The organism is Corynebacterium sp. ACRPO (assembly GCF_022347205.1).
Taxonomy (GTDB): domain Bacteria; phylum Actinomycetota; class Actinomycetes; order Mycobacteriales; family Mycobacteriaceae; genus Corynebacterium.
In genome coordinates, this window is record NZ_JAKRNE010000001.1 from 327,514 (window position 1) to 348,593 (window position 21,080).

Annotated in this window: 18 protein-coding genes; 11 read left to right on the forward strand and 7 right to left on the reverse strand. The window is 57.8% G+C overall.

What is annotated here, in order from left to right:
* Positions 1–51: 51 nt before the first annotated feature.
* Both MHY22_RS01560 and MHY22_RS01565 read left to right on the forward strand, forming a co-directional pair.
* Complete coding sequence (locus MHY22_RS01560; RefSeq protein WP_239277722.1) at positions 52–1,683, forward strand: ABC-F family ATP-binding cassette domain-containing protein; 1,632 nt, start codon at positions 52–54, stop codon at positions 1,681–1,683.
* 6 nt (positions 1,684–1,689) lie between these two features.
* Positions 1,690–3,012 carry a DUF2254 domain-containing protein gene (locus MHY22_RS01565; RefSeq protein ID WP_239277724.1) on the forward strand — a complete coding sequence of 441 codons (1,323 nt, stop codon included), beginning with the start codon at positions 1,690–1,692 and terminating at the stop codon, positions 3,010–3,012.
* A 24-nt stretch (positions 3,013–3,036) separates the two neighbouring features.
* On the opposite strand, the gene MHY22_RS01570 is transcribed toward MHY22_RS01565, so the two are convergent.
* On the reverse strand, positions 3,037–4,401 hold the full coding sequence (locus tag MHY22_RS01570) for a PFL family protein (protein ID WP_239277726.1): 1,365 nt from the start codon (positions 4,399–4,401) through the stop codon (positions 3,037–3,039).
* A gap of 1 nt (position 4,402) precedes the next feature.
* Entirely contained in the window at positions 4,403–4,672 is a 270-nt protein-coding gene (locus tag MHY22_RS01575; protein WP_179386521.1) for an ACT domain-containing protein, read from the reverse strand.
* Positions 4,673–4,776: 104 nt separating this feature from the next.
* On the opposite strand from MHY22_RS01575, the gene MHY22_RS01580 reads away from it, so the two are divergent.
* From MHY22_RS01580 to MHY22_RS01600, 5 genes are all read left to right on the forward strand, one after another.
* Positions 4,777–5,451 carry an NAD(P)H-binding protein gene (locus tag MHY22_RS01580; protein WP_239277727.1) on the forward strand — a complete coding sequence of 225 codons (675 nt, stop codon included), beginning with the start codon at positions 4,777–4,779 and terminating at the stop codon, positions 5,449–5,451.
* A gap of 21 nt (positions 5,452–5,472) precedes the next feature.
* On the forward strand, positions 5,473–6,444 hold the full coding sequence (locus MHY22_RS01585) for a nucleoside hydrolase (protein ID WP_239277729.1): 972 nt from the start codon (positions 5,473–5,475) through the stop codon (positions 6,442–6,444).
* A gap of 183 nt (positions 6,445–6,627) precedes the next feature.
* Positions 6,628–7,338, forward strand: coding sequence for an ECF transporter S component (locus tag MHY22_RS01590; protein ID WP_239273272.1), 711 nt, complete (start codon positions 6,628–6,630; stop codon positions 7,336–7,338).
* Positions 7,338–8,030 (forward strand): energy-coupling factor transporter transmembrane protein EcfT, encoded by a 693-nt coding sequence (locus tag MHY22_RS01595; RefSeq protein ID WP_239277731.1) that lies wholly within the window; start codon positions 7,338–7,340, stop codon positions 8,028–8,030. Before MHY22_RS01590 ends, MHY22_RS01595 begins: the two co-directional genes overlap by 1 nt.
* On the forward strand, positions 8,021–9,157 hold the full coding sequence (locus MHY22_RS01600) for an ATP-binding cassette domain-containing protein (RefSeq protein ID WP_239277733.1): 1,137 nt from the start codon (positions 8,021–8,023) through the stop codon (positions 9,155–9,157). The genes MHY22_RS01595 and MHY22_RS01600 overlap by 10 nt, the downstream gene beginning before the upstream one ends.
* Positions 9,158–9,232: 75 nt before the next feature.
* Here the strand turns inward: MHY22_RS01600 and MHY22_RS01605 are convergent, their stop codons facing one another.
* On the reverse strand, positions 9,233–9,808 hold the full coding sequence (locus tag MHY22_RS01605) for a TetR/AcrR family transcriptional regulator (protein WP_239277734.1): 576 nt from the start codon (positions 9,806–9,808) through the stop codon (positions 9,233–9,235).
* A gap of 192 nt (positions 9,809–10,000) precedes the next feature.
* Entirely contained in the window at positions 10,001–12,814 is a 2,814-nt protein-coding gene (gene acnA, locus MHY22_RS01610; RefSeq protein WP_239277736.1) for an aconitate hydratase AcnA, read from the reverse strand.
* Between the two features lie 328 nt (positions 12,815–13,142).
* Between acnA and MHY22_RS01615 the strand changes: the two genes are divergently transcribed.
* The 3 genes from MHY22_RS01615 to MHY22_RS01625 all read left to right on the forward strand — a co-directional run bounded on the left by MHY22_RS01615 (position 13,143) and on the right by MHY22_RS01625 (position 17,882).
* Complete coding sequence (locus MHY22_RS01615) at positions 13,143–13,607, forward strand: DUF6676 family protein (RefSeq protein WP_239277738.1); 465 nt, start codon at positions 13,143–13,145, stop codon at positions 13,605–13,607.
* Between the two features lie 1,715 nt (positions 13,608–15,322).
* On the forward strand, positions 15,323–16,777 hold the full coding sequence (locus MHY22_RS11590; protein ID WP_239277739.1) for an NlpC/P60 family protein: 1,455 nt from the start codon (positions 15,323–15,325) through the stop codon (positions 16,775–16,777).
* 31 nt (positions 16,778–16,808) lie between these two features.
* Entirely contained in the window at positions 16,809–17,882 is a 1,074-nt protein-coding gene (locus tag MHY22_RS01625; RefSeq protein ID WP_239277742.1) for a ferrochelatase, read from the forward strand.
* Here the strand turns inward: MHY22_RS01625 and MHY22_RS01630 are convergent.
* The gene (locus MHY22_RS01630; protein WP_239277743.1) at positions 17,879–18,652 is read right to left on the reverse strand and encodes a hypothetical protein; all 774 of its coding nucleotides are present in this window, start codon (positions 18,650–18,652) and stop codon (positions 17,879–17,881) included. The genes MHY22_RS01625 and MHY22_RS01630 overlap by 4 nt on opposite strands.
* Before the next feature lie 33 nt (positions 18,653–18,685).
* Between MHY22_RS01630 and MHY22_RS01635 the strand changes: the two genes are divergently transcribed.
* Positions 18,686–19,525, forward strand: coding sequence for a DUF3097 domain-containing protein (locus MHY22_RS01635; protein ID WP_200435636.1), 840 nt, complete (start codon positions 18,686–18,688; stop codon positions 19,523–19,525).
* Here the strand turns inward: MHY22_RS01635 and MHY22_RS01640 are convergent.
* Both MHY22_RS01640 and MHY22_RS01645 read right to left on the reverse strand, forming a co-directional pair.
* Positions 19,522–20,100 (reverse strand): MarR family transcriptional regulator, encoded by a 579-nt coding sequence (locus MHY22_RS01640; RefSeq protein WP_198493063.1) that lies wholly within the window; start codon positions 20,098–20,100, stop codon positions 19,522–19,524. The two genes, MHY22_RS01635 and MHY22_RS01640, sit on opposite strands and share 4 nt — an antisense overlap.
* 54 nt (positions 20,101–20,154) lie before the next feature.
* Positions 20,155–20,871, reverse strand: a complete 717-nt coding sequence (locus MHY22_RS01645) for a TVP38/TMEM64 family protein (protein WP_239277745.1) — start codon at positions 20,869–20,871, stop codon at positions 20,155–20,157.
* Positions 20,872–21,080: the final 209 nt, after the last annotated feature.

The following is a 21,080-nucleotide window of genomic DNA, read 5'->3' on the forward strand; positions in this document are numbered from 1 at the left end:
GGCGTTAGTGCGTCTTAGCGTTGGCCGCGTCAATTGCTAGACTATTTCTTCGTGATTGTAACCAATGATTTCGAAGTCAGGGTAGGAGCGCGCACGCTTCTCGACGCCCCCGGGCAGCACCTCCGCGTGCAGCCTGGCGACCGCATCGGCCTCATCGGCCGCAACGGCGCGGGCAAGACGACGACCATGCGCATTTTGGCAGGGGAGACGGAGCCTTATGGTGGTTCTGTGACTCGCTCGGGCCCCATTGGTTATTTGCCCCAGGATTCCCGCGAGGGAAATATCGAGCAAACGGCACGCGAGCGCGTTCTTTCCGCACGCGGTCTGGATGATCTTAAGCGCCGCATGGCGAAGCAACAAGAACTCATGGAGTCGGCCACGGACGATAAGTTCCGGGATAAGGCTATCCGTAAGTATTCCCGCTTAGAGGAGCAGTTCGAGTCGCTCGGCGGCTATGAGGCTGATTCCGAGTGTGCGCAGATTTGCGACAATTTGGGCCTGCCACAGCGTGTCCTAGATCAGCAGCTCAAGACTCTCTCGGGTGGCCAGCGCCGCCGTGTGGAGCTGGCACAGATCCTCTTTGCAGCTACTGAAGGCTCCGGCAAATCCCAGACCACTCTGCTCCTAGATGAGCCGACTAACCACTTGGATGCGGACTCTATTACGTGGCTGCGCCAATTCCTGTCCAAGCATGAGGGCGGGCTCATTATGATTTCCCACGACGTCGAACTGCTAGAAGCCGTGTGCAACAAGGTGTGGTTCCTTGACGCAGTCCGCGGCGAGGCCGATGTGTACAACATGGGCTATAAGAAGTATCTCGATGCGCGTGCTACCGATGAAGCGCGGCGCCGCCGAGAGCGCGCCAATGCGGAAAAGAAGGCGTCTGCACTGCAAAAGCAGGCGGCCAAACTCGGTGCCAAGGCAACCAAGGCCGCTGCGGCAAAACAGATGCTCCACCGTGCTGAACGCATGATGAGCGAGCTCGATGAAGTCCGCGTGGCCGATAAGGTGGCCAATATTAAGTTCCCCGAGCCGGCGCCGTGCGGCAAGACCCCCATGAATGCCAAGGGCCTGACCAAGATGTATGGCTCGCTGGAGGTTTTCGTGGGAGTAGACCTCGCTATCGACAAAGGTTCTAGGGTGGTTGTTCTCGGCTACAACGGTGCAGGTAAGACCACCCTGTTGAAATTGCTCGCCGGTGTGGAACGCACCGATGGTGAAGGTGGCATCGTCAGTGGCCACGGCCTGCGCATCGGCTACTTCGCGCAGGAACATGACACCATCGACCCGGATAAGTCCGTGTGGCAAAACACCATTGATGCTTGTCCTGACGCGGATCAGCAGGAGTTGCGCAGCCTGCTTGGTGCCTTTATGTTTTCCGGCGAGAAGCTGGAGCAACCTGCGGGTACGCTCTCCGGCGGCGAGAAGACGCGTCTTGCACTGGCCGCCTTGGTCTCCAGCCGCGCGAACGTCCTGCTGCTAGACGAGCCGACCAATAACCTGGATCCGATTTCGCGCGAGCAGGTGCTTGATGCACTGAAAACGTATACGGGCGCTGTGGTGCTGGTGACGCACGATCCGGGTGCGGTTAAGGCACTGGATCCGGAACGCGTGATCATCATGCCCGATGGTGATGAGGACCTGTGGTCCGATGACTATATGGAGATCGTGGAGCTAGCTTAGGGATTTATGAAAACGCTGCTGGAGAGGATGCCCGCCTGGCGGGAAAAGTTTTGGCTCATTCCTGCTGTGGCGGTGGCCCTCGCCGCAGTCGGTGCGGAGGTGCTCATTGCGGCTGGTAGCAATTTTGATGTGTCGGCCACACCCTTTTATGACGGCAGCGCCGATAGCGCGCAAGGGATTCTAAGCGCGGTAGCAACCTCGTCATTATCCTTGGCCGGCACCGTCTTTTTCATCACCCTGACCGCGCTGTCGGGCGTGGTCACGGTGATGGGACCACGCCTCCTGCACGAGTTTTTAAAGGATCGCTCCATTCAATCCACGTTGGCGATCTACCTGGCAACCTTTATTTTTGCGCTCTTGTCCCTGCGCGCGGTCCGTACCGGCGGCGGTGGGGAAGAAGAATATGTTCCTTCCCTCAATGTAGCCGTCACGGTGCTGCTGGCCATCGCCTGCGTTGTCTTCCTCATCTACTTCATCGTGCATATTGCGCAATCGATCAGCATGTCCCACGTGGTGCACGTGGTTGCCCAAGATGTAGAAAGCCACATGCGCCGGCTCATCCGCCGCGGTGAGGAGGAAGAGAAGGTAAAAGCGCCGGGGCCAGAGTTCTACACGAACGCGCAAAAGCGCCGCAGTAGTGAGACTGGCTATCTCAAATTCGTGGACTATGACGCCATTGCTCAGGCGGCGGCGCGGGAAAATTGTGCGGTGCACCTCGGCGTGGCACCGGGAGACCTCGTATTGGAAGGCGAGGTCATTGCCCACGGCGTGCCACGTTTGCCGGAAGATATAGAACGTCATATCGTGCTTACGCAGCACCGCGAAAACGCCTCCGCCCACGATCCACGCTTTACCGCCCGTCACCTTGCTGAGATTGCCGCCCGCGCTTTGAGCACCGGCGTTAATGACCCATTTACGGTAATTGACATCATTGACCGCTTTACCCAGATTCTTACGGTGATTGGGGATAAGCGGCTTCCGCAGGGCATTGTGCATGTGGGCGGCGAGTTTCGGCTGGATTATCAGACCTTTAGCTATGCCGAAATCGTCGATGCGATGTTTGCACAGATTCGGCGCGATGCGGCCGATAATGCGGAGATTTACCTCAGCATGCTGGATAACCTCGCTAAGGTCGTTGCCCTTCTTCGCACGGCGGAACGCCGGCGCGTGCTTGACGACGCCGCCCAGGCCATCTACTCCGATGCTCGCCGCCAAGTAGGCGGCGAGGTGGAGCTGAAACAGTTGGAGGCTTCCTACCAGCACTTCCAGGCCAACCTAGCTGCGTGGGCGGAATCCGATAAGCCGGGCGAGGAGCACGCCGCGGACTAGACCGCGGCGCGGTTGTTGCTGGCGCTAGTTGCGGAATCCATGCACCGGCGCGGGGATGAAGCCGCCGCGGTTAATGAACTGCGCATTGCCCACCTGATTGACCGGGATGACTGGGGCGTAGCCAAGAAGTCCTCCGAAGCTGACCTCGTCTCCTACCTGGGCGCCAGGTACCGGAATGACGCGTACTGCGGTGGTTTTATGGTTCATCACGCCAATGGCGGCCTCATCAGCGATCATGCCCGAGATCGTCGCGGCCGAGGTATCGCCCGGCAGGGCAATCATGTCGAAGCCAACCGAGCAAATAGCGGTCATGGCCTCCAGCTTGTCCATGGAAATGGAGCCGGACTTGACCGCGTCGATCATGCCTTTGTCCTCGGAAACCGGGATGAAGGAACCAGACAACCCGCCCACGCGGGAACAAGCCATCATGCCGCCCTTCTTTACGGCGTCGTTAAGCAGAGCCAAGGCTGCAGTGGTGCCGTGGGTGCCCACCTGGTCTAAGCCCATGTGCTCCAAGATGTGCGCAACCGAATCGCCCAATTCGGCGGTGGGGGCAAGCGAAAGGTCGATGATGCCGAAAGGAACGCCCAGGCGCTCCGAGGCCATGGTGCCCACCAGCTGCCCGGCGCGTGTGATCTTGAAAGCAGCCTTCTTCACCTCTTCTGCAACCTGGTCTAAGCTGGCCCCCTCGAGCGAGCCCAAGGCACGGTCGACCACACCCGGGCCAGAAACGCCCACGGAGACCACACAATCGGGTTCCTCAATGCCGTGGAAGGCACCGGCCATAAAGGGATTATCTCCCACGGAGTTAGCAAAGACCACGAGCTTGGCGCACGCTATGGCGGAATCATCCTTAGTTAGCTCGGCCGCTTCCTTGATAACCTCGCCCATCTTCTTGGCTGCATCCATGTTGATGCCGGCGCGGGAGCTGGCGATATTCACGGAGGAACAGACGACGTCGGTAGTAGCCAGCGCCTCCGGAATGGAGCTGATGAGTTTTTGCTCCGCGGTCGTGGCGCCCTTTTCTACTAGGGCGGAATAGCCGCCCACGAAGTTGACGCCAACCTCCTTGGCTGCCTTATCCAGCGCCTTCGATGCATCAACGGGGTTTCCCTCTACGCCGGCCACCACCAACGAGATGGGGGTTACGGAGATGCGCTTATTGACGATGGGGATACCGAGCTCGCCCTCGATGCCTTCGCACACCTCGACGAGGCGCCCTGCCTGCTGGGTGACGCGGTCATAGATGGCCTGGCAGGTAGCCTCCATGGTGGAGCGGGTGCATCCGAGGAGGGAGATGCCCATGGTCACGGTGCGGATATCGAGACGATAGTTCTCAATCATCTCGATGGTGTCCAAGATATTGGTGGTATTAAAACGCGTACTCATTCTAAATCTCGTTCATGGCGGTGAAGAGGTCTTCGGACTGAATGCGGATGGACTGGTGCTTTTCCTCCGCCACGGGGCGCATGCGCTCCTTGATGGTCTGGATGGAGACCTTGTCCGCATCGAATTCGACGCGCAGGATCATGGTGAAGTATCCGCCCATGAGCGTCTGGGAGACGTCGATGACGTTGATATCGAGTTCTGCAAGGGTAGTGGTCACCGCGGCGATGATGCCGGTGCTATCGGCGCCGGTGACGGTCATAATGGCATACATGCAGACAAGTCTATCTGCTTGCCGGGCACGCCGCGGTGGTTTGTGCGTGCCAGATAGGTGAGGGCGTCTGCACGCCGGCCGCGCCGTTGTTACGGTGGGGAGGCATGACTGATAAGAAGAAGATTCTGTACATCGGTGGACACGGCAAGGTCGGACTGCTGACCGCCCCTAAGCTGGTTGACGCCGGCCACGAGGTCGACTCCCTCATCCGCAATCCAGAGCAGAAGTCCGAGATTGAAAAGCTCGGCGCGACCCCGGTTATGGCGGATATTACTGAACAAACCGTGGATCAGTGGGCAGATCTTTTCGCCGCTTATGACGCTGTAGTCTGGGGCGCCGGCAATGGCGGCCGAGGTGGGGCAGACCTCACCTGGGCCGTTGACCGCGATGGTGCCCTCGCTACCCTCGACGCCATGGACAAGTTGCAGCAGGAGGGCAAGAATGTGCCTGCCTATGTGATGATCTCTTATGCCGGCTCCCAGGTAGCAACCACGGATCCTGCCGATGAGAAGTGGTATGCCTATGTGGAGTCGAAGAAGGAAGTAGACAACCGCCTTGTACAGGCCAGCTACCCGCACCTCATCCTCAAGCCAGCGATGCTGACCGAGGAACCAGCCAAGGGCATTGAGCAGATTGAGGAAAAGAAGCTGAAGGAGTCTCTGACTTCTTCCCGCGAGCTGGTTGCGGACGTCATCGTCGAGGCCCTTGGCCGCGACAACCTGCCGGATTCCCCGCTTGCCTTCGTTGATGGCGACAATCCGGTGAGCTCTATCAAGTAAGTCGCTAGACTGGCTGGCATTATGACTACTAAGCCACCAGCTGTACTCATTGATTGCGATCCCGGCATCGATGATTGCCTCGCCCTCATGTACTTGGCGGGTCTGCATCATGCCGGTGAGATTGAGCTGGTGGGGGTTACCACCACGGCCGGCAACGTCGAGGTCCACCAGACCGCGGCTAATGCCCGCTGGATTCTGGACCTGTGCTCGCTTGCCGACGTTCCCGCAGCCCCCGGCCTACCCCTACCGCTCAAGGTGGATCTCACCACCACCCCTGAGACCCATGGCCCGACAGGACTGGGCTACGCACATGCCCCCGCTGCCGCCGCCAAGCTGCAACAGCGCGATTGGCAGCAGGTATGGGAAGAAGCATTAGCCACCCACGACGATCTGCAGCTGATCGTTACTGGACCGGTCACCAACCTTGCTGCATTCGAAGCAACCCATAGCGAAGCTGCCGCGCGCTTCGGCGCCATCACCATCATGGGCGGCGCGGTCAATTACCGCGGAAACACCACGCCAACTGCCGAGTGGAACTTTTGGGTGGATCCACACGCCGCCGCCCAACATTTTCATTCAACCGCCCCACGCGTTCTCACCACGCTGTGTTCCCTCGAAGTAACGGAACAGTTTCTCATCACCTCGCAGCGCCTAGACGAGGTCCTTGAATTGTTGGGGGAGCACCCCACGGCACAAATCCTGCCGGACGTGTTGCGTTTTTATTTTGAATTCCACCAGGCACAAGGGGAGGGATATCAAGCTCAAATCCACGACCTCTTGACCTGCATGATTGCTCTCGGGCGCATCAATTTCGGCGCGGTAGAAACCACCATGGACGTCGAGGCGGAATCGTCACTGCTGCGGGGCACGAGCGTTGCGGATTTGCGCAACCATTGGGGCCGCGCCCTCAACGCGCGGCTGGTAACAAGCGCAGACATAGCGGCCGCACACCACGAATGCGTGCGGGGATTGACGCTATTGGCTTCGCATTAGTGGCTTTTGACACGCAGAACCTCTACTATTATCCGCGGCGCACGTGCCGTGCGAGCTCGCTTTCCGAGGTGACATAGGAAAAACAGCACCATCCGCGGTCGTCGTTTATTTTGCCCATTTTTCGGTATATGGATTTGGACTTTTACTGTGTCACAGCTTTCTCTCACCCCCGCCCGCAAAGCCATGGTCATCGCGGGTGCACTCATCGTCGCCGCAACCTGGATTTATCTGGTTCTCCTGCGTCCTACTGATTGGGAATCTGTCGCCGGCTCGACAGAGGCGCTCATTACCCTCGCCGGCTACCTCGTTGGCGCCGCGCTTCTTCTAGCCGGCACCGTTCCGGCGCTACCGGCACGAACCATCGCCATCATCCCGGTAGCGCTAGTGCTCAATATTGTTGTTGGCGAAATCATCGGTTCTATCGGCGTTCCGCTGTATATCGACTCCGTGGGAACAATCCTGGTAGCCGCGCTTGCGGGACCCATTGCCGGATTGGCTACCGGTACATTGTCCTCCGTCGTATGGGGGCTGTTGAACCCTGCCGCCCTGCCCTTCGCCGCCGTGTCCGCCGCCACGGGGTTCCTCTCCGGACTGGTAATCAAGAAGGGCGCTTTCACCAAGGTCTGGTGGGTTATTCTCAGCGGCGCCGTCATCGGCATCATTTCTGGTATGCTCGCCGCACCAGTGGCTGCCTTTGTTTATGGCGGTACCGCAGGTCTTGGTACGGGCGCGGTTGTTTCGCTCTTCCGAGAACTGGGCAATTCCCTCATCGCCTCGGTTACGCTCCAGTCCTTTATTTCGGATCCCCTGGATAAGGCACTGGTCTTCCTCATTGTCTGGGCAGCGGTAAAGGCACTGCCACAGCGCACCCGAGAATCCCTCCAGCCACGTTAATGCAGGGCCTTCATCCCGCGACCGTTGTCACCATCGCGGCCTGCGGCTGGATCCTTACTTTGGCGCTGGATACCCCGGTGGCGTCGGCAAGCGTAGTGCTTCTCGCCCTAGCCTGCGGTACTGCCGCTACCCGCAACGCTTCCGTGATTTTGACAACTGTGGCGCTAAGCGCCCCGGCGGCCCTTTCCATGCTGGTCATTCACGCCCCCTACGGTGATGACCCAGTGCTGCCGCTGGTAACAAGCGACGGCCTGGTGCTCGCCGCCACCCTCACCCTCCGATTCTGCGCCCTCATGGCCTGCTTCATCGCGGCCATGGCAGCGCTGCGCATTGCTGATATCGCCAAATGGCTGCAAGTTTCGCGCGCTGGCCACAAGGTCGCATATATCGTTGGAGCCTCCCTGCAAACCCTGCCCCAAGGTGCGCACGCTTGGCGCTGCGTCCGTGAGGCCAACCAGCTCGCCGGCATCACCGTGACCTGGCGCAACACCATTTCGCGCGTCATTATTCCCGTTATCGCTCGCCTCCTTACCCAAGGAACCCAACGTGGCCAGGCCCTAGCCGCCGTCGGATTCGACCAAGAGGGTCAACGCACCCTCCTGCGTCCTGTTGCCGATTCCATGGCCTCTCGCGTCGTACGCTTGGTCATTCCATTAGTTAGCTTTGCGGTGGTGATTGCTACATGGATTTAGCCCGCATTAAGCCCACCCCAGGGGCCATTTATCAAGTACTCGTCGAACCTGACACAGCCGCCGAAGACGTTGCCGTGGAACTAGCGGAGTACCTATCTACCGAAGCCATCATCGGCACGGATGCCTCAGCACAGATTAGCTTCCTGCGGGAAACCTGCATCGAAGAAGTAGTTTTAGGCCTCGAAAATGCCGGCGTGCCTGCCCCTGAAATGCAGCGGCGCGGGGAGCGAATGCTTCGCGCTGTAGGACTGTCTGACTACTGCGAACATGACCCAACCCAGCTATCTGGTGGCCAAACGCGCAGGTTGGCGGCAGCCTGTGTTGCCATTCGCGAGCCAAAAGTCATGATTGTGTGCGAGCCTGCAGCCGGGCTAGACGCTAACTCACGCACGCAAGTAGTTCGCCTCTTGCAGGCAATGCCGGGGACTTGCGTGATTTCCGTTTCTAGCTCCTCCTGGCCAGACTTGGGTGGCGACATCATCGGAACAGACCCACTCGTAGCGGACCTCGACTTACCGCGGGTTTCTGCAAGCTCCCGGACAGGGAGTATCGGTCCGCTAACGGCACACAGGGGTGCAGTAAAGAAGAAATGGTGGCATTTTTCTCAGCCCACCGGCACGTCCTTCAGCGTCGGACCGGTAGAAATCCCTATCACGGAATCTGCGGTTACGTGGCTGCGAGGCAATAATGGCAGTGGCAAGACCACGCTCCTGCGCGCTGCTGCTGGACTCGATGGTGCCGGAGTTGTCTCGAATCCACCCGCTCTTGCCCTGCAATCGCCGTTTGATCAGGCAGTGTTTGCAACGGTGGAGGAATTCGTCCCCAATGACACCTTGCGCAACCTGCTGGGACTAAACCCCGCAGACCATCCTCTCGATCTTTCATCGTCTCGTCTGAGACTTGCGCAAATTGCCCACGTGATCGGGCAGCACCGACAGGTGGTCCTGCTCGACGAGCCAGACACCTTGCTTTCCGCTGCCGACCGCTGGCTCATGCACCAATTGATCCACCATGCACTGCAGTCCGGCAGCGCCCTCGTGGTTACCTGCCACGATCCTAAGTTTGTGGCAGAAATAGGAACTTATGCCCAAGTGGCGGAAAAGACAGTGCCGGTGCCGCAACATTAGGCGCATACAATACTGCTCCCGGCTACTTCCAACATCAGTTTAGAAGCAGCTGGGAGCAGAAGTAGGTGTATGGGGTTACTGTGGGCTCGCCTGAACACCGCGGATGGATTGCTCTACTAAGTCAAGAACATTTTCCAACTCCGCGGTATCGCCCAAGGCAAGCCGGTTAATGAATCCGTCCATGAACACCTCAAGATAGATGGCTAAGGTATCGATTCCTACATCATCTCGTAGGCGACCCTTATCCGCATTAGATGCCAATCGTGCGCGAACGGCTTCATCACGAACCGATTGATTTTCTTTCCACCGAGCGGCGAACGAGGGGTCAGTGCGTAGCAGGGAGGTGATTTCCAAGCGAGTGGCTAGCCAATCGTGGCGCTCGGGATGTTGGAGCATTTCCCGCATGACTTCTACCAAGCCATTTTGAGCCACGACTTCGGCCTGCCGAGCGGCATCTTCTTGCGCCAAGGCTAGGAATAGCGACTCTTTGTCACCGAAGTGGTGAAAAATTGCGCCACGTGACTTACCCGTCGCTTGCTCCAAAAGCCGAACAGTCGCTCCCTCGTACCCGTGCTCTGCAAAGCAGCGGCGGGCACCTACGAGAATGTCGTGCCGGCGGCGGCTAAGTTCAGATTCGCTCACGATGGGCATAGTAGGGAACTCTCCTTAATGGGGGATGTCTAAAGAATCTTTAATCAGTAATTTTAAATAAGAAATAAAATCGACGTGACGAAACGCGGGGCCGCATTGCCCTTCCTGGGGAGGGCGGTGCAACCCCGCGTTGTCGACAGAACTTAGTCCTTTAGCTCCCCTCGGGTGGGCTAAAGGACTGCGCGAAGACGCTTAGTTCTTGACCATCTGACGCAGGACGTACTGCAAGATGCCGCCGTGGCGGAAGTAGTCAGCCTCACCCGGGGTGTCGATGCGAACGTCAGCATCAAATTCGACGGCCTCGCCGGACTCCTTGGTAGCGGTGACGTGGACGGTCTTCGGGATGGAGCCATCGTTGAAGGCGGAGATGCCCTCGATGTCGAAGGTCTCCGTACCATCCAGGCCCAAGGACTCGTGGGACTCGCCCTGCGGGAACTGCAGTGGGATAACGCCCATGCCAATCAAGTTGGAACGGTGGATACGCTCGAAGGACTCAGTGATAACAGCCTTCACACCAAGCAGGTTGGTGCCCTTAGCGGCCCAGTCACGGGAAGAACCAGTGCCGTACTCCTTGCCAGCAATGACAACGAGCGGGATGCCGGCTTCCTTATAGTTCTGGCAAGCATCGAAGATGAAGGCCTGCGGGCCGCCTTCCTGGGTGAAGTCACGGGTGTAGCCACCGGTGACGTCTACCAGCTGGTTAGCTAGGCGAATATTCGCGAAGGTGCCGCGCATCATGACCTCGTGGTTACCGCGACGGGAGCCCAGGGAATTGTAGTCCTGGCGGGCAACGCCGTTTTCATCGAGGTACTGCGCAGCCGGGGTGCCCGGCTTAATAGCGGAAGCAGGGGAGATATGGTCAGTGGTGACGGAATCGCCCAGCTTTGCCAGCACGCGTGCGCCCTTGATGTCTTCAACCGGGTTCGGCTCGGTTGGCATGCCATCGAAGTAAGGAGCCTTGCGGATGTAGGTGGAATCCTCATCCCACTTGAAGGTCTCGCCTTCCGGCACGTCCAGGGCGCGCCAAGCATCGTCGCCCTTGAAGACGTCGGCGTAGTCAGCCTCGTACATCTCGCGGGAGATAGCGGACTGGATGGTGTCCTCAATCTCCTGCGGGGATGGCCAAATGTCCTTCAGGAAGACATCGTTGCCTTCCTTATCCTGGCCCAGCGGCTGTGCATCAAAGTCAAAGTCCATGGTGCCGGCAATGGCGTAGGCGATGACCATGATTGGAGAAGCCAAGTAGTTCATCTTGACATCCGGGGAGATACGGCCCTCGAAGTTGCGGTTACCGGAAAGTACCGCGGTGGCAGCGAGGTCGTTCTCGTTGATGGCTGCAGAAACCTCGTCCGGCAGTGGGCCGGAGTTACCAATGCAGGTGGTGCAGCCGAAGCCGGAGAGGTAGAAGCCCATGGCTTCGAGGTCCTTCCACAGGTCTGCACGCTGGAAGTAGCCATCAACAACCTGGGAGCCAGGAGCACAGATGGTCTTAACCCATGGCTTGGACTGCAGACCCTTTTCTGCTGCCTTACGGGCGATAAGGCCCGCGCCCACCATGACGGATGGGTTAGAGGTGTTGGTGCAGGAGGTGATGGAGGCAATGGCAACCATGCCGTGGTCCAAGGTGAACTCGCCACCGTTTTGGGACTCCACGGTAATTGGGTTGGAGTGGCGGCCCTTCGCGCCAGTAGCCGAGGACTCGCCGTGACCCTCACGAGCCTTGTTCAAGCCGCCGGTGACGTCCTCCATAGCTGGGGCGCCGCCTTCTGCGGACATGCGCTTTGCCTCGACAGAGGATTCGTCAACGCAAACCTCGTCGGTGGTGTAGTTAGCCAGATCCTTGCGGAACTGCTCCTTGGCCTCGGTCAGCAGGATGCGGTCCTGCGGGCGCTTCGGGCCGGCAATGGAAGGAACAACGGTGGACAGGTCCAGCTCGAGGTACTCGGAGTACTTTGCCTCTGGAGCGTCCTCCTCCAGCCACATTCCCTGCGCCTTGGCGTAGGCCTCGACGCGGTCGATCTGCTCCTGCGGGCGGCCGGTGAGCTCGAGGTACTTGGTGGTCTCCTCGTCAATCGGGAAGATCGCAGCGGTGGAACCGAACTCAGGGGACATGTTGCCGATGGTGGCGCGGTTTGCCAGCGGGACAGACTTAACACCGTTGCCATAGAACTCAACGAACTTCTGAACAACGCCGTGCTCGCGCAGCATCTCGGTGATGGTAAGAACGACGTCGGTTGCAGTAACGCCGGTAGGAATCTCACCGGTCAGCTTGAAGCCGACAACCTTCGGGATAAGCATGGACACCGGCTGGCCGAGCATGGCAGCCTCTGCTTCGATGCCGCCGACGCCCCAGCCCAGAATGCCCAGGCCGTTTTCCATGGTGGTGTGGGAGTCGGTACCGATACAGGTATCCGGGTAAGCAAGGCCCTCGTTGTCGAATACAACGCGAGACAGGTACTCGATATTTACCTGGTGGACAATGCCGGTTCCCGGAGGAACTACGCGGAAGTTGGAGAAGTTCTCAGCACCCCAGCGAAGGAACTGGTAGCGCTCTTCGTTGCGCTGGTACTCGATTTCAACGTTCTTTTCCAGCGCATCGGTAGAGCCGAAAGCCTCAACGATGACGGAGTGGTCAATGACCATTTCGGCCGGGTTGAGAGGGTTAACCTGATCCGGGGTGCCACCCAGTGCGGAGACGGCCTCACGCATGGTAGCGAGGTCAACAACGCAAGGAACACCGGTAAAGTCCTGCATGAGGACGCGTGCTGGGGTGAACTGGATTTCGGTGTCCGGTTCTGCTTCCGGATCCCAGTTCGCCAAGGCGTTGATGTGGTCCTTGGTTACGTTCTTGCCGTCCTCGTTACGCAGCAGGTTTTCTGCCAGCACCTTGAGGGAGTAAGGCAACTTCTCCAAGCCGGAGACGGTGTTGATGTCAAAGTAGTCATAAGACTTGCCGTTGACGTCAAGGGTCTTCTTGGCCTCGAAGGAGTTCAAGCTTTCAGTCACAGGGAGCTCCATTCCTTGTTAATAAACAGTGTGTTCTGTTTGGTACTCGCCGCCTGTCGTCACAGCGGGGCAGTGCTCAGCGTCAACGGTCACGAGTGTGACTCGACGCGACCATGGGGCCCGCTGTGTTGAAGGCGACAAAGAACGCGATGGTTCACCTAGATATTGTAGAGGCTAAAACCTTCGGTCGCTGCCATTGTAACAGTACAAGCGTTCTGTTTTCACCTTTTCAGGAAAATCGGCGAGTTGAGGAAATGGGTTGCTGTGATCTGTCCGTATCTTTGGGGAGAAGAAGTTTAGGAGCCCTATATATAAGGAAGAGATACGCATGGTTCCTGCGGGCGTAGATGTAGCTGATTTGGCAAGCCAGCTGAAAGAGGACGGCGTGGCCTATACGTCCCCAGCGCTCAGCCAAGATGCACAGCTCAACGCGGAGGTAGCTCAAGGCTTGCGAGACGGTGACGGGGTGGCCGTGGTTGATGTGATGGCTGATCGGGCACCTGATGTCCGCGACATTGCCCAAGAGCTCCAGGATGCGACAGGTTTAAACACTGTCATCGTTCAAACCCCCCGCCATGTTTCTTCCGTCAGTGACACTTATAGCCGCGCCGGCATTGAGTCGGTGCAGGCGCAGATCGTGCCTGGAGTTAACCAAGTAGACCTTCTGTCTGAGTACTACAGGGGGCTAGACCAAATCAGTCTCCCTGTGGGCGCAGTAGTGGGGACGGTTGCCGTAATCGCCATAATTGTTTTGGTCAGCTCTTTTCTGGTGGCCAGCCGGCGCGGGGTCTAGGGGTTGAGAAGACTCTATGTAATTCCCGATTGGGTCGGTCGGGCAAATAGGGTAGCGCGAGCACTGCGGAACTTCACTTTCCAAAACTCGACAGATACTCCTTTAAAATTAAGTTTGTTCGAAAAAGTATCGCGTCTCAGGGTGAAATTTTTGCGGGCCTTCGATGTGTGAAAAATTCGGGCAACCGGCCCGAAGATGGGTACCGAAGAACTCCGGGTGAATGTGAATGGCGCAGTTTCGTTCACTCACGGTGTGTCGAGAAGGCCGGTTGTGGATCGGGGAGGTAGAAGTTCGGTCTGGGCTTAGCTTGAACCTGGTACCTAATTGGGGACCGTAAATGGGGCGGGGGAGTGGTCAAAGTAAACTCTTAGGGGTTGACATCCGGTGGGGGAGTGGCTCTGTTGTCCTAGTTGTGGACGAGCTGAGGGCCGGTAGAGCGTATGGAACTCTGGTTAGCCAGTGACTAAAGTCACAATAACGGGATGGTAACAGAATCATTGCAGGTTAGGTGCACATGTTGAGTCATGTGAATTAACTTGACTCACGTGAATTGCGGGAAAATTGTGCGAAACGGGCGTGTCGTGACGTAAGGTTCGGTTGTCGACTCAGGAGACATTTCTTGCTTCCTGGGTTCATGGGCTTAGCCTTGACTGTCACGAGAGAACTCGCACGGGTATGTGGGGAAGCACGCCTTGAGCGAAGGTTAGAACGTCGAGTGGCCGTTCTTGGAAGTCAATGAACTGGGACCAATCGAAAGTGATTGGGGACGCAGGCAAAGAACTTGAGCGATTGCAATGTTCGAAAAAATTACACATCAACCCACCTTCCGTTTATGAGGTGAGACGCGTTCATTAGAACTCCACCGTGTGGAAATTTTGGTGCGAACCTTTATAAGGCTAAGGCTGAAAGCCTGTTGGCACAGAAGGTGCGCACGAAGAGGTCCATAGGGATAGGGTCTGGGAACGCCGAATCACTCCACAAGGGTCAGCCTCGTGCGGCCTGTTCATGGTTTGTGGCTGCTTGCCCTCGACGGCTCGGTAGTACTAAAAGGCTAGACCTTTTGGATTCCGGTCCGGCGCCGCGGCGAGGTCTGCCAGAACCCGTAGAGCAGTTCTCACGGTGCTCAGTGCAACGAAGACGTGATCGGGGCATACGGAATCGCGGGTTGTTAGACGCATCCTGGAGCGTATGTCGCGCGCAGCGCAAGAATAGAAGTGGATTTCGCAGTCGTGGGAATTTGTTTGAATAGAGAATAGTTGTAGACCATTTGTGGCCGACTTGTCGGACTCACGCAAGTAGACCTTTAGGCTCTCTTGCCAGAGTGCAAGTTGTCTGTATATCGCTGTTGTGGGGAAACAGTAGCGGTTTGAGTCGTCCAGTAACGGCGCAGCAATCGTCCTTAACTCTCTCTAGTTCCAACATGAAAGCCCTAAGTCTGCTGAGGGTCCACCGAAAGAGCACACCCGGAGTGAAGTCTCAGCCAATGTAGGCAGTCCATCAACAATTACCGCTCTAGTCTCTGCGGGCACCAGGGGTTAGCTTCGCGTATCTATTGATATCTACTCGAGGCGAACCTCTAGGCCGCCCAATAAGACATGCGATAACGCCTGTGTTTGTGCGAAATATGCAGGCGGGGAGCTCGGGCATACCTATGTCCGGAGTCTTCATGGACTCTCACTAAAGGAGCAGCGTGGGCCCAAACTAGGAGTATTTCAGTGGCCACCATTCGCCTTCCGCGCATTCGACATGTTCGCGCTTTCATTGCTGCAGTAGCAGGTACCGCAGCTATTTCAACGCTTTCCACCGTAGCCCCAGCGGGCGCCGATGAAGTATCGACGCCAAACCCGGGTACGGTCCACGATCAAAACTCAGACCACGTAGCAATTGACCGTGCGGTTGCCAACGCGGATTCACTGCAGGGTGCTGTAGAGGAGTCCCGGGCAGAGCTAGGTCGCGCGGAAGCAGATGTTTCCGGCGCGGAAGACCGTATTGCTCAGATTCGAGCCCAATTGGAACAAGTGAACGGTGAGCCGGGTGCTAACGAAGAGTATGTTGCCAGCTTGGAAGATGAGCTGCGCCAGGCGGGCGAGGAAAAGCGAGAAGCCGAGAATCGTGTTGCGCAGGAGCGCCGAGAGCTGGCCCAGAATGAAGCGCGACTGAACGCTACCCAAAGATTTGCGGAAGCCACTTTTGCCCGCCAGCAGCAGGCTACGGCCCAGGCGGAGGGGGCAAGCGGGGTACAGTTCTCGCAGCAGGATTCTCTTCCGGCAGCCCCAAATCAAGTAACCAATCTTGATTCTGGGAATTCTACCGATACATTTTCTGTCAACCCTCAAGACTTGACTACAGGAGACAAGTCTCAGACCTTTACTGATGAGGTGGTAAAGGAGGGAACGCCTGAGGTTACGGGCGGCACGGACGTTGCAGAGAACCCGGAGGAACCATCCGTTGCTGAGCAGGAGAAGACTGCTCCAGAGGCGGACTTTGAAAACGCCCTCAACAAGGGTGCTACTCCGACGTTCCAGAACGTCGATTTCGGCACTGGGTCCTCTGTGAACGATGCGCTCGGACTTGCGAATGATATTGCCGCGGCGGTTGATGAGGACGATGTGCGTACCCTCATGCAAGGTTCATCTGACTTGCTTGGTTTGGGCAGTCCGAACACTGCACCTGCCGCCAGTGTTGATGCTCCCGAGTTGGATGAGGTAACTGAGTCCGAGGAAACCACCACGAGTGCAGACGCGGGCCGAGACGCTCAGATTGAGGCCGTAATTTCTCGCGCTGAGTCTCAGGTCGGCGTCCCTTATGTGTGGGGTGGCGGCGATAATAATGGTCCTACTGGTGGGCTTCGCGATGGTGGCGTGGCTGATTCCTTCGGGGACTTCGGTCAGTCTGGCTTCGATTGCTCGGGCCTAGTCAAGTACGCCTACGCGGCAGTCGGCCTGGACCTTCCTCACTACACTGGTGCACAGTACCAGCAGGGCAAGAAGGTTCCGCGCGCGAATGCACAGCGCGGTGACCTTATCTTCTACGGAGCTGGTGGAAGCCAGCACGTAGCTATCTACCTAGGCGACGGCCAAATGATTGAAGCGCCACAGTCTGGTCAGACTGTTTCAGTAGTCCCAGTACGCTGGGGTGGCGCTACTCCGGATGTCGTGCGCCTTCTCTAATCTCCAACTTTTGGTTGGTATGGTTTAGGGCATGACTGACGCACAACAGAATGCCCAAAACTTCGACGCCCTCCTCGTTCTTTCTTTCGGTGGCCCGGAAGGAAACGAGGAGGTCGTTCCTTTTTTGGAGAACGTAACTCGAGGTCGAGGTATCCCTCGCGAGCGGCTAGAAGTGGTGGGCGAGCATTATTACCACTTCGGAGGGGTAAGTCCGCTCAATGCACTTAACCGCGAAATCATCGATCATGTCGAAGGGGAGCTGAAAAAACGCGGACATAATCTACCAGTCTACTTTGGCAATCGAAATTGGCATCCCTTTGCCAGCGAGACTGCGGAGAAGATGTCTCAGGACGGAGTGCGAAAGGTAGCTGTCTTCGCTACTTCTGCATGGGGTGGGTACTCCGCATGCCGGCAATATGATGAGGACATTCAGCAGATGCGCGAGCATCTGGCGGAGCAGGGTTTGCCGGACATTGAATTTACTAAGATTCGCCAATTCTTCGATCATCCGAAGTTCGTGGCCGAAATGGCAGCCGCTGTCACAGAGGTCTGGGGACAGGTTCCGGAAGAAAAGAAGGAATCCACTCGCTTGCTGTTTAGCGCCCATTCGGTTCCCGTCGCGCACGATAATGTGGGCGGCGCGGAAGGCGATAAAAACCTTTACTCCCGCCAGGTGTCAGAGGCGTCGCGGTTGGTGGCCGCACAAGCCGGTATTTCTGACTATGACCTTGTATGGCAGTCACGTTCGGGCAATCCACGCACTCCGTGGCTCGAGCCTGACATTGTTGATCACACCACTGATATCCACCACAACGACGGTATCGACACGGTAGTGGTGTGTCCGATTGGCTTCATCTCAGACCATATGGAGGTTATCTGGGATCTCGATTCCGAGCTGCAGAAGGCGGCCGAAGAGATGGGTGTCAAAGTCCTGCGCACCCGGACAGCGGGTCCGACTCCACGGTTTGCGGAGATGGTCGTTGATCTCATCGATGAACTAGAGCAAGGCCGCGAGTGGGAGACCAGCGGGAGCGTGACGGTGCAAGGGTGCGCAGTCAATGGTGCTCCGTGTGCAGCGGGGTGCTGCGATATCTGGTCGCGTTAACGGGCAAATTCTCCAAGCGCATAAGACACGCCAGTCATGCGGGCCTGGCGGATGTGGCGCCACAAGCGAAGCAATTGTGGATCAAGGCTGTGGTCATTGATGCGGTCAGTGACGGTTTCGATGATCGCGGCTACCCGATCGGCTCGGGCAAAGAGCTTGGCTGCTCGAGCTGGCGTTGAACGGGGAAGTCCGGGCGTGTCATAAAAGTCGCTCAGGGTTCCCACGGTGAGGCGTGGGTTGGGCAAGGCCTCGGTGCTATACCCGTTTGCGGCGATGAGATCGGCGGACTCATTGGTTGCTTGAGAGAGGAGTGCGTCGGCTTCACCGGGGCTTAGCCAGGCGGGCGCGGGGAGCTGCTGCTTTTCGACGACCACTTGCCACGCTGTATGGCTGTGGCGAATGTGGGGGATGAGGACTAAGTTACGCAAGGGATCATTGCTACGAACTATGATTGCCCCGGCAGAACTTTGTGCGGCCGCGCGATAAGACTCCGTTCCTGCCGGCAATGCAGGCGGCTCGCCTGGCCCGGACAGTGCGAGGCGCACAATAGGCTCAGCACGTACACCGCGATGAGACGTAAGCTCGGAGGTCTCCGCGCGCAGAATGGCTAGCAGATCGACGAAGGGGGACTCGTCCCAGCATTCTGGACGTCCGCCTAGTGTAGTAAGCGCGTCCAGCAAGTCATCGGTGGTTTCATGTCCCCATAGCCACGAGCCAAGCCAGACGGCGGTATTTTGTAAAGGTGACCATACTTCGGCGCGCATATCCATGGCGAGCCAGTCTAGTAGATAGACTAACGGGCCATGAGTTTTGATCCTTATGGCGGAGATATTTTTGCTGGCCACTCACGGTCGAAGCCGCGCCAGTACCCAGAAGTGCCAGCCGAGCCCGGAATGGTAGTGGAAGTGCGCGGCGATGACTTTGTGGGTGCTGTTATGGGCGTGGATAAAACCGTTTTCGGTGAGGTGGTACGCCTTGAGGATCGCCACGGCGTAGAACGGGTCTTTAACTTGGTCAAAGGCGGGTTCCTAGTGGAAGGCAAGCCAGTAACGCTTACCCGGTACGTCGAAAAGCAGGCTCCCCGTAAGTCCAACTCCGGCTCCCGCCGCGTAGAAAACGTGGAGGCAAAGGTTGCCGCGCCATCGCGCATTTGGGTGGAGGGCGTGCATGATGCTGCCATTGTAGAAAAAGTGTGGGGCCACGACCTGCGTGTGGAGGGCGTGGTAGTCGAATACCTCGAGGGTTTGGACAACTTGGAGGCGCGCCTCGCAGAGTTTCAGCCGGGGCCTGGCCGCAGGGTTGGCGTATTGGCCGATCACTTGGTTCAAGGCTCCAAAGAAACCCGATTAACGGAAACCGTGGGAGAGCATGTCCTGGTGACTGGACACCCCTTCATCGATATCTGGGCGGCGGTAAAGCCGCAGCGCGTTGGCCTGCGCGAATGGCCAGATGTTCCCTATGGCGAGGATTGGAAGACCGGTATTTGCCGCCGCGTAGGGTGGAGCGACCCGAAGGATGGGTGGCGTCATGTCTATAACGCCGTGCATTCTTTCCGCGACCTAGACTCCAGCCTAATCGGTGCCGTGGAGCGCCTCGTGGACTTCGTTACTACACCTGAGTTGAGCAAATCTGATTTGCTCTAGGGGTGGGCAAGGTTGGCGCGTTCAATGAGGTTGACGGCCAACTGCCACCCCGCCATTTCCGCGCTCCAGCCGGCCGCTTGGAGGCGTTGCGACATGGCTTGCTTGGAAATTCCTAGCTCTTCGGCGGCCTCATTCTGGTTGAGCCCCGCACGGACGAGTGAGGTTGCTTCACGCCCTTCGATGGTGCGTTTGTGCAGAACGTATCCAAGCAGAGCAAAGGTGGCCGCAATATCGCTCGCCTCCGAGGCGCGGCCGCGCTTATTGAGTTTGGCGTAGACCTGCCCCATGCGGGCGGACTTCCGCAATGCAGCGGTTGCTACCTGGCGTGCGCCTTCCTCATCTTCTTGGTTGCCGGGGCTAATGCCGATGCCGATGGCCCAGTCGCCGTCGGCAAGCAAGGCCATGACCACGTCGCACACGGCAGTTGCTGAATCAACTACGGCGCAAATATCTTCCACGCCGAGCACGTGGAACTCGCCCACACCGTTGAGGGTGGATAGAGCCGTTGCGGAGCGTTGGACCAACTCTGCGCGACGCACGGAGCGGCCCCGGTAGCGAGCGTGGACAGCAAGCACAGAAAATCCTCCTTAAGGAACCAATTGCGAATTAGTCTACCGCTCGTACTTGACTTATGGGCGAGTGGGTAGACGTGAATCCATATACAGCCCGGCCATACCGATGGCGGCAAAAGCTACCATGGCAACAATGATGCTGGGCGAGGTGTGGCCGGTGAGGGCATCGCCGAAGAAGACGCCGAGGGCAGTAGTTGGGACGGAACCGAGGAGAGTGGCCACGGTGAAGTGGCTAAGCTTCACGGGTGTTAGTGCGGCAACATAATTCAGGAGGCTGAAGGGGACGCCGGCCACCATCCGCAGCGAAGCGATGGCCAGCCAGCCGCGCCGCTCTAAGTGGGCATTGATTTTAAACACTGCTGGGTGGGTTAGGTGCGGCCGGATCCAGTCTCCGAGGAGCGTGCGGACGATGAGGAGCGAGAGGGTCGCTGACACCGTCAAGGCGCACAAGGAGAGGGCGAGGCCCTTCCATGGGCCAAAAAGTATTCCTGCGGCTACCGTCCACAACGTCCGAGGAAATGGAAGCTGCGTAAATATGACATAACCTAGGATAAAAAGGAGAGGAAACCACGCACCATAGCGGGTGGAGGCGACGCGAAGCTGGGACACGTTCGGCAAATCAAAGAAGTAAAAGAGTATCGCGCCGGTGGCGATGGCGGCGAGGACGGCTACCCAACGACGCATTGACCACTGGAGAATTGACCGCCAGGCGGACTGGGCGAGCGACATGAGGAACTGGCCGAAGCTGCGCGCCCAACTCAAAAATGTGGTCATGGGGGAGATCGTAGTCCTTGTGGGAGTACTGAATAGAAAAATCCGGCGGCTACCTTAGTGGTAACCGCCGGTCCGTTGTGCCCGAGGGGGTGTCTGGTTCGGAGACATCGTTCCGCATGTCTTATGAGATAGTTCCGGTCTAACCAGCACTAATGTCTCATTACATCGATCCGGTAGAAAACTCTGAAGTTAAATTTGCCCGGCCGCGA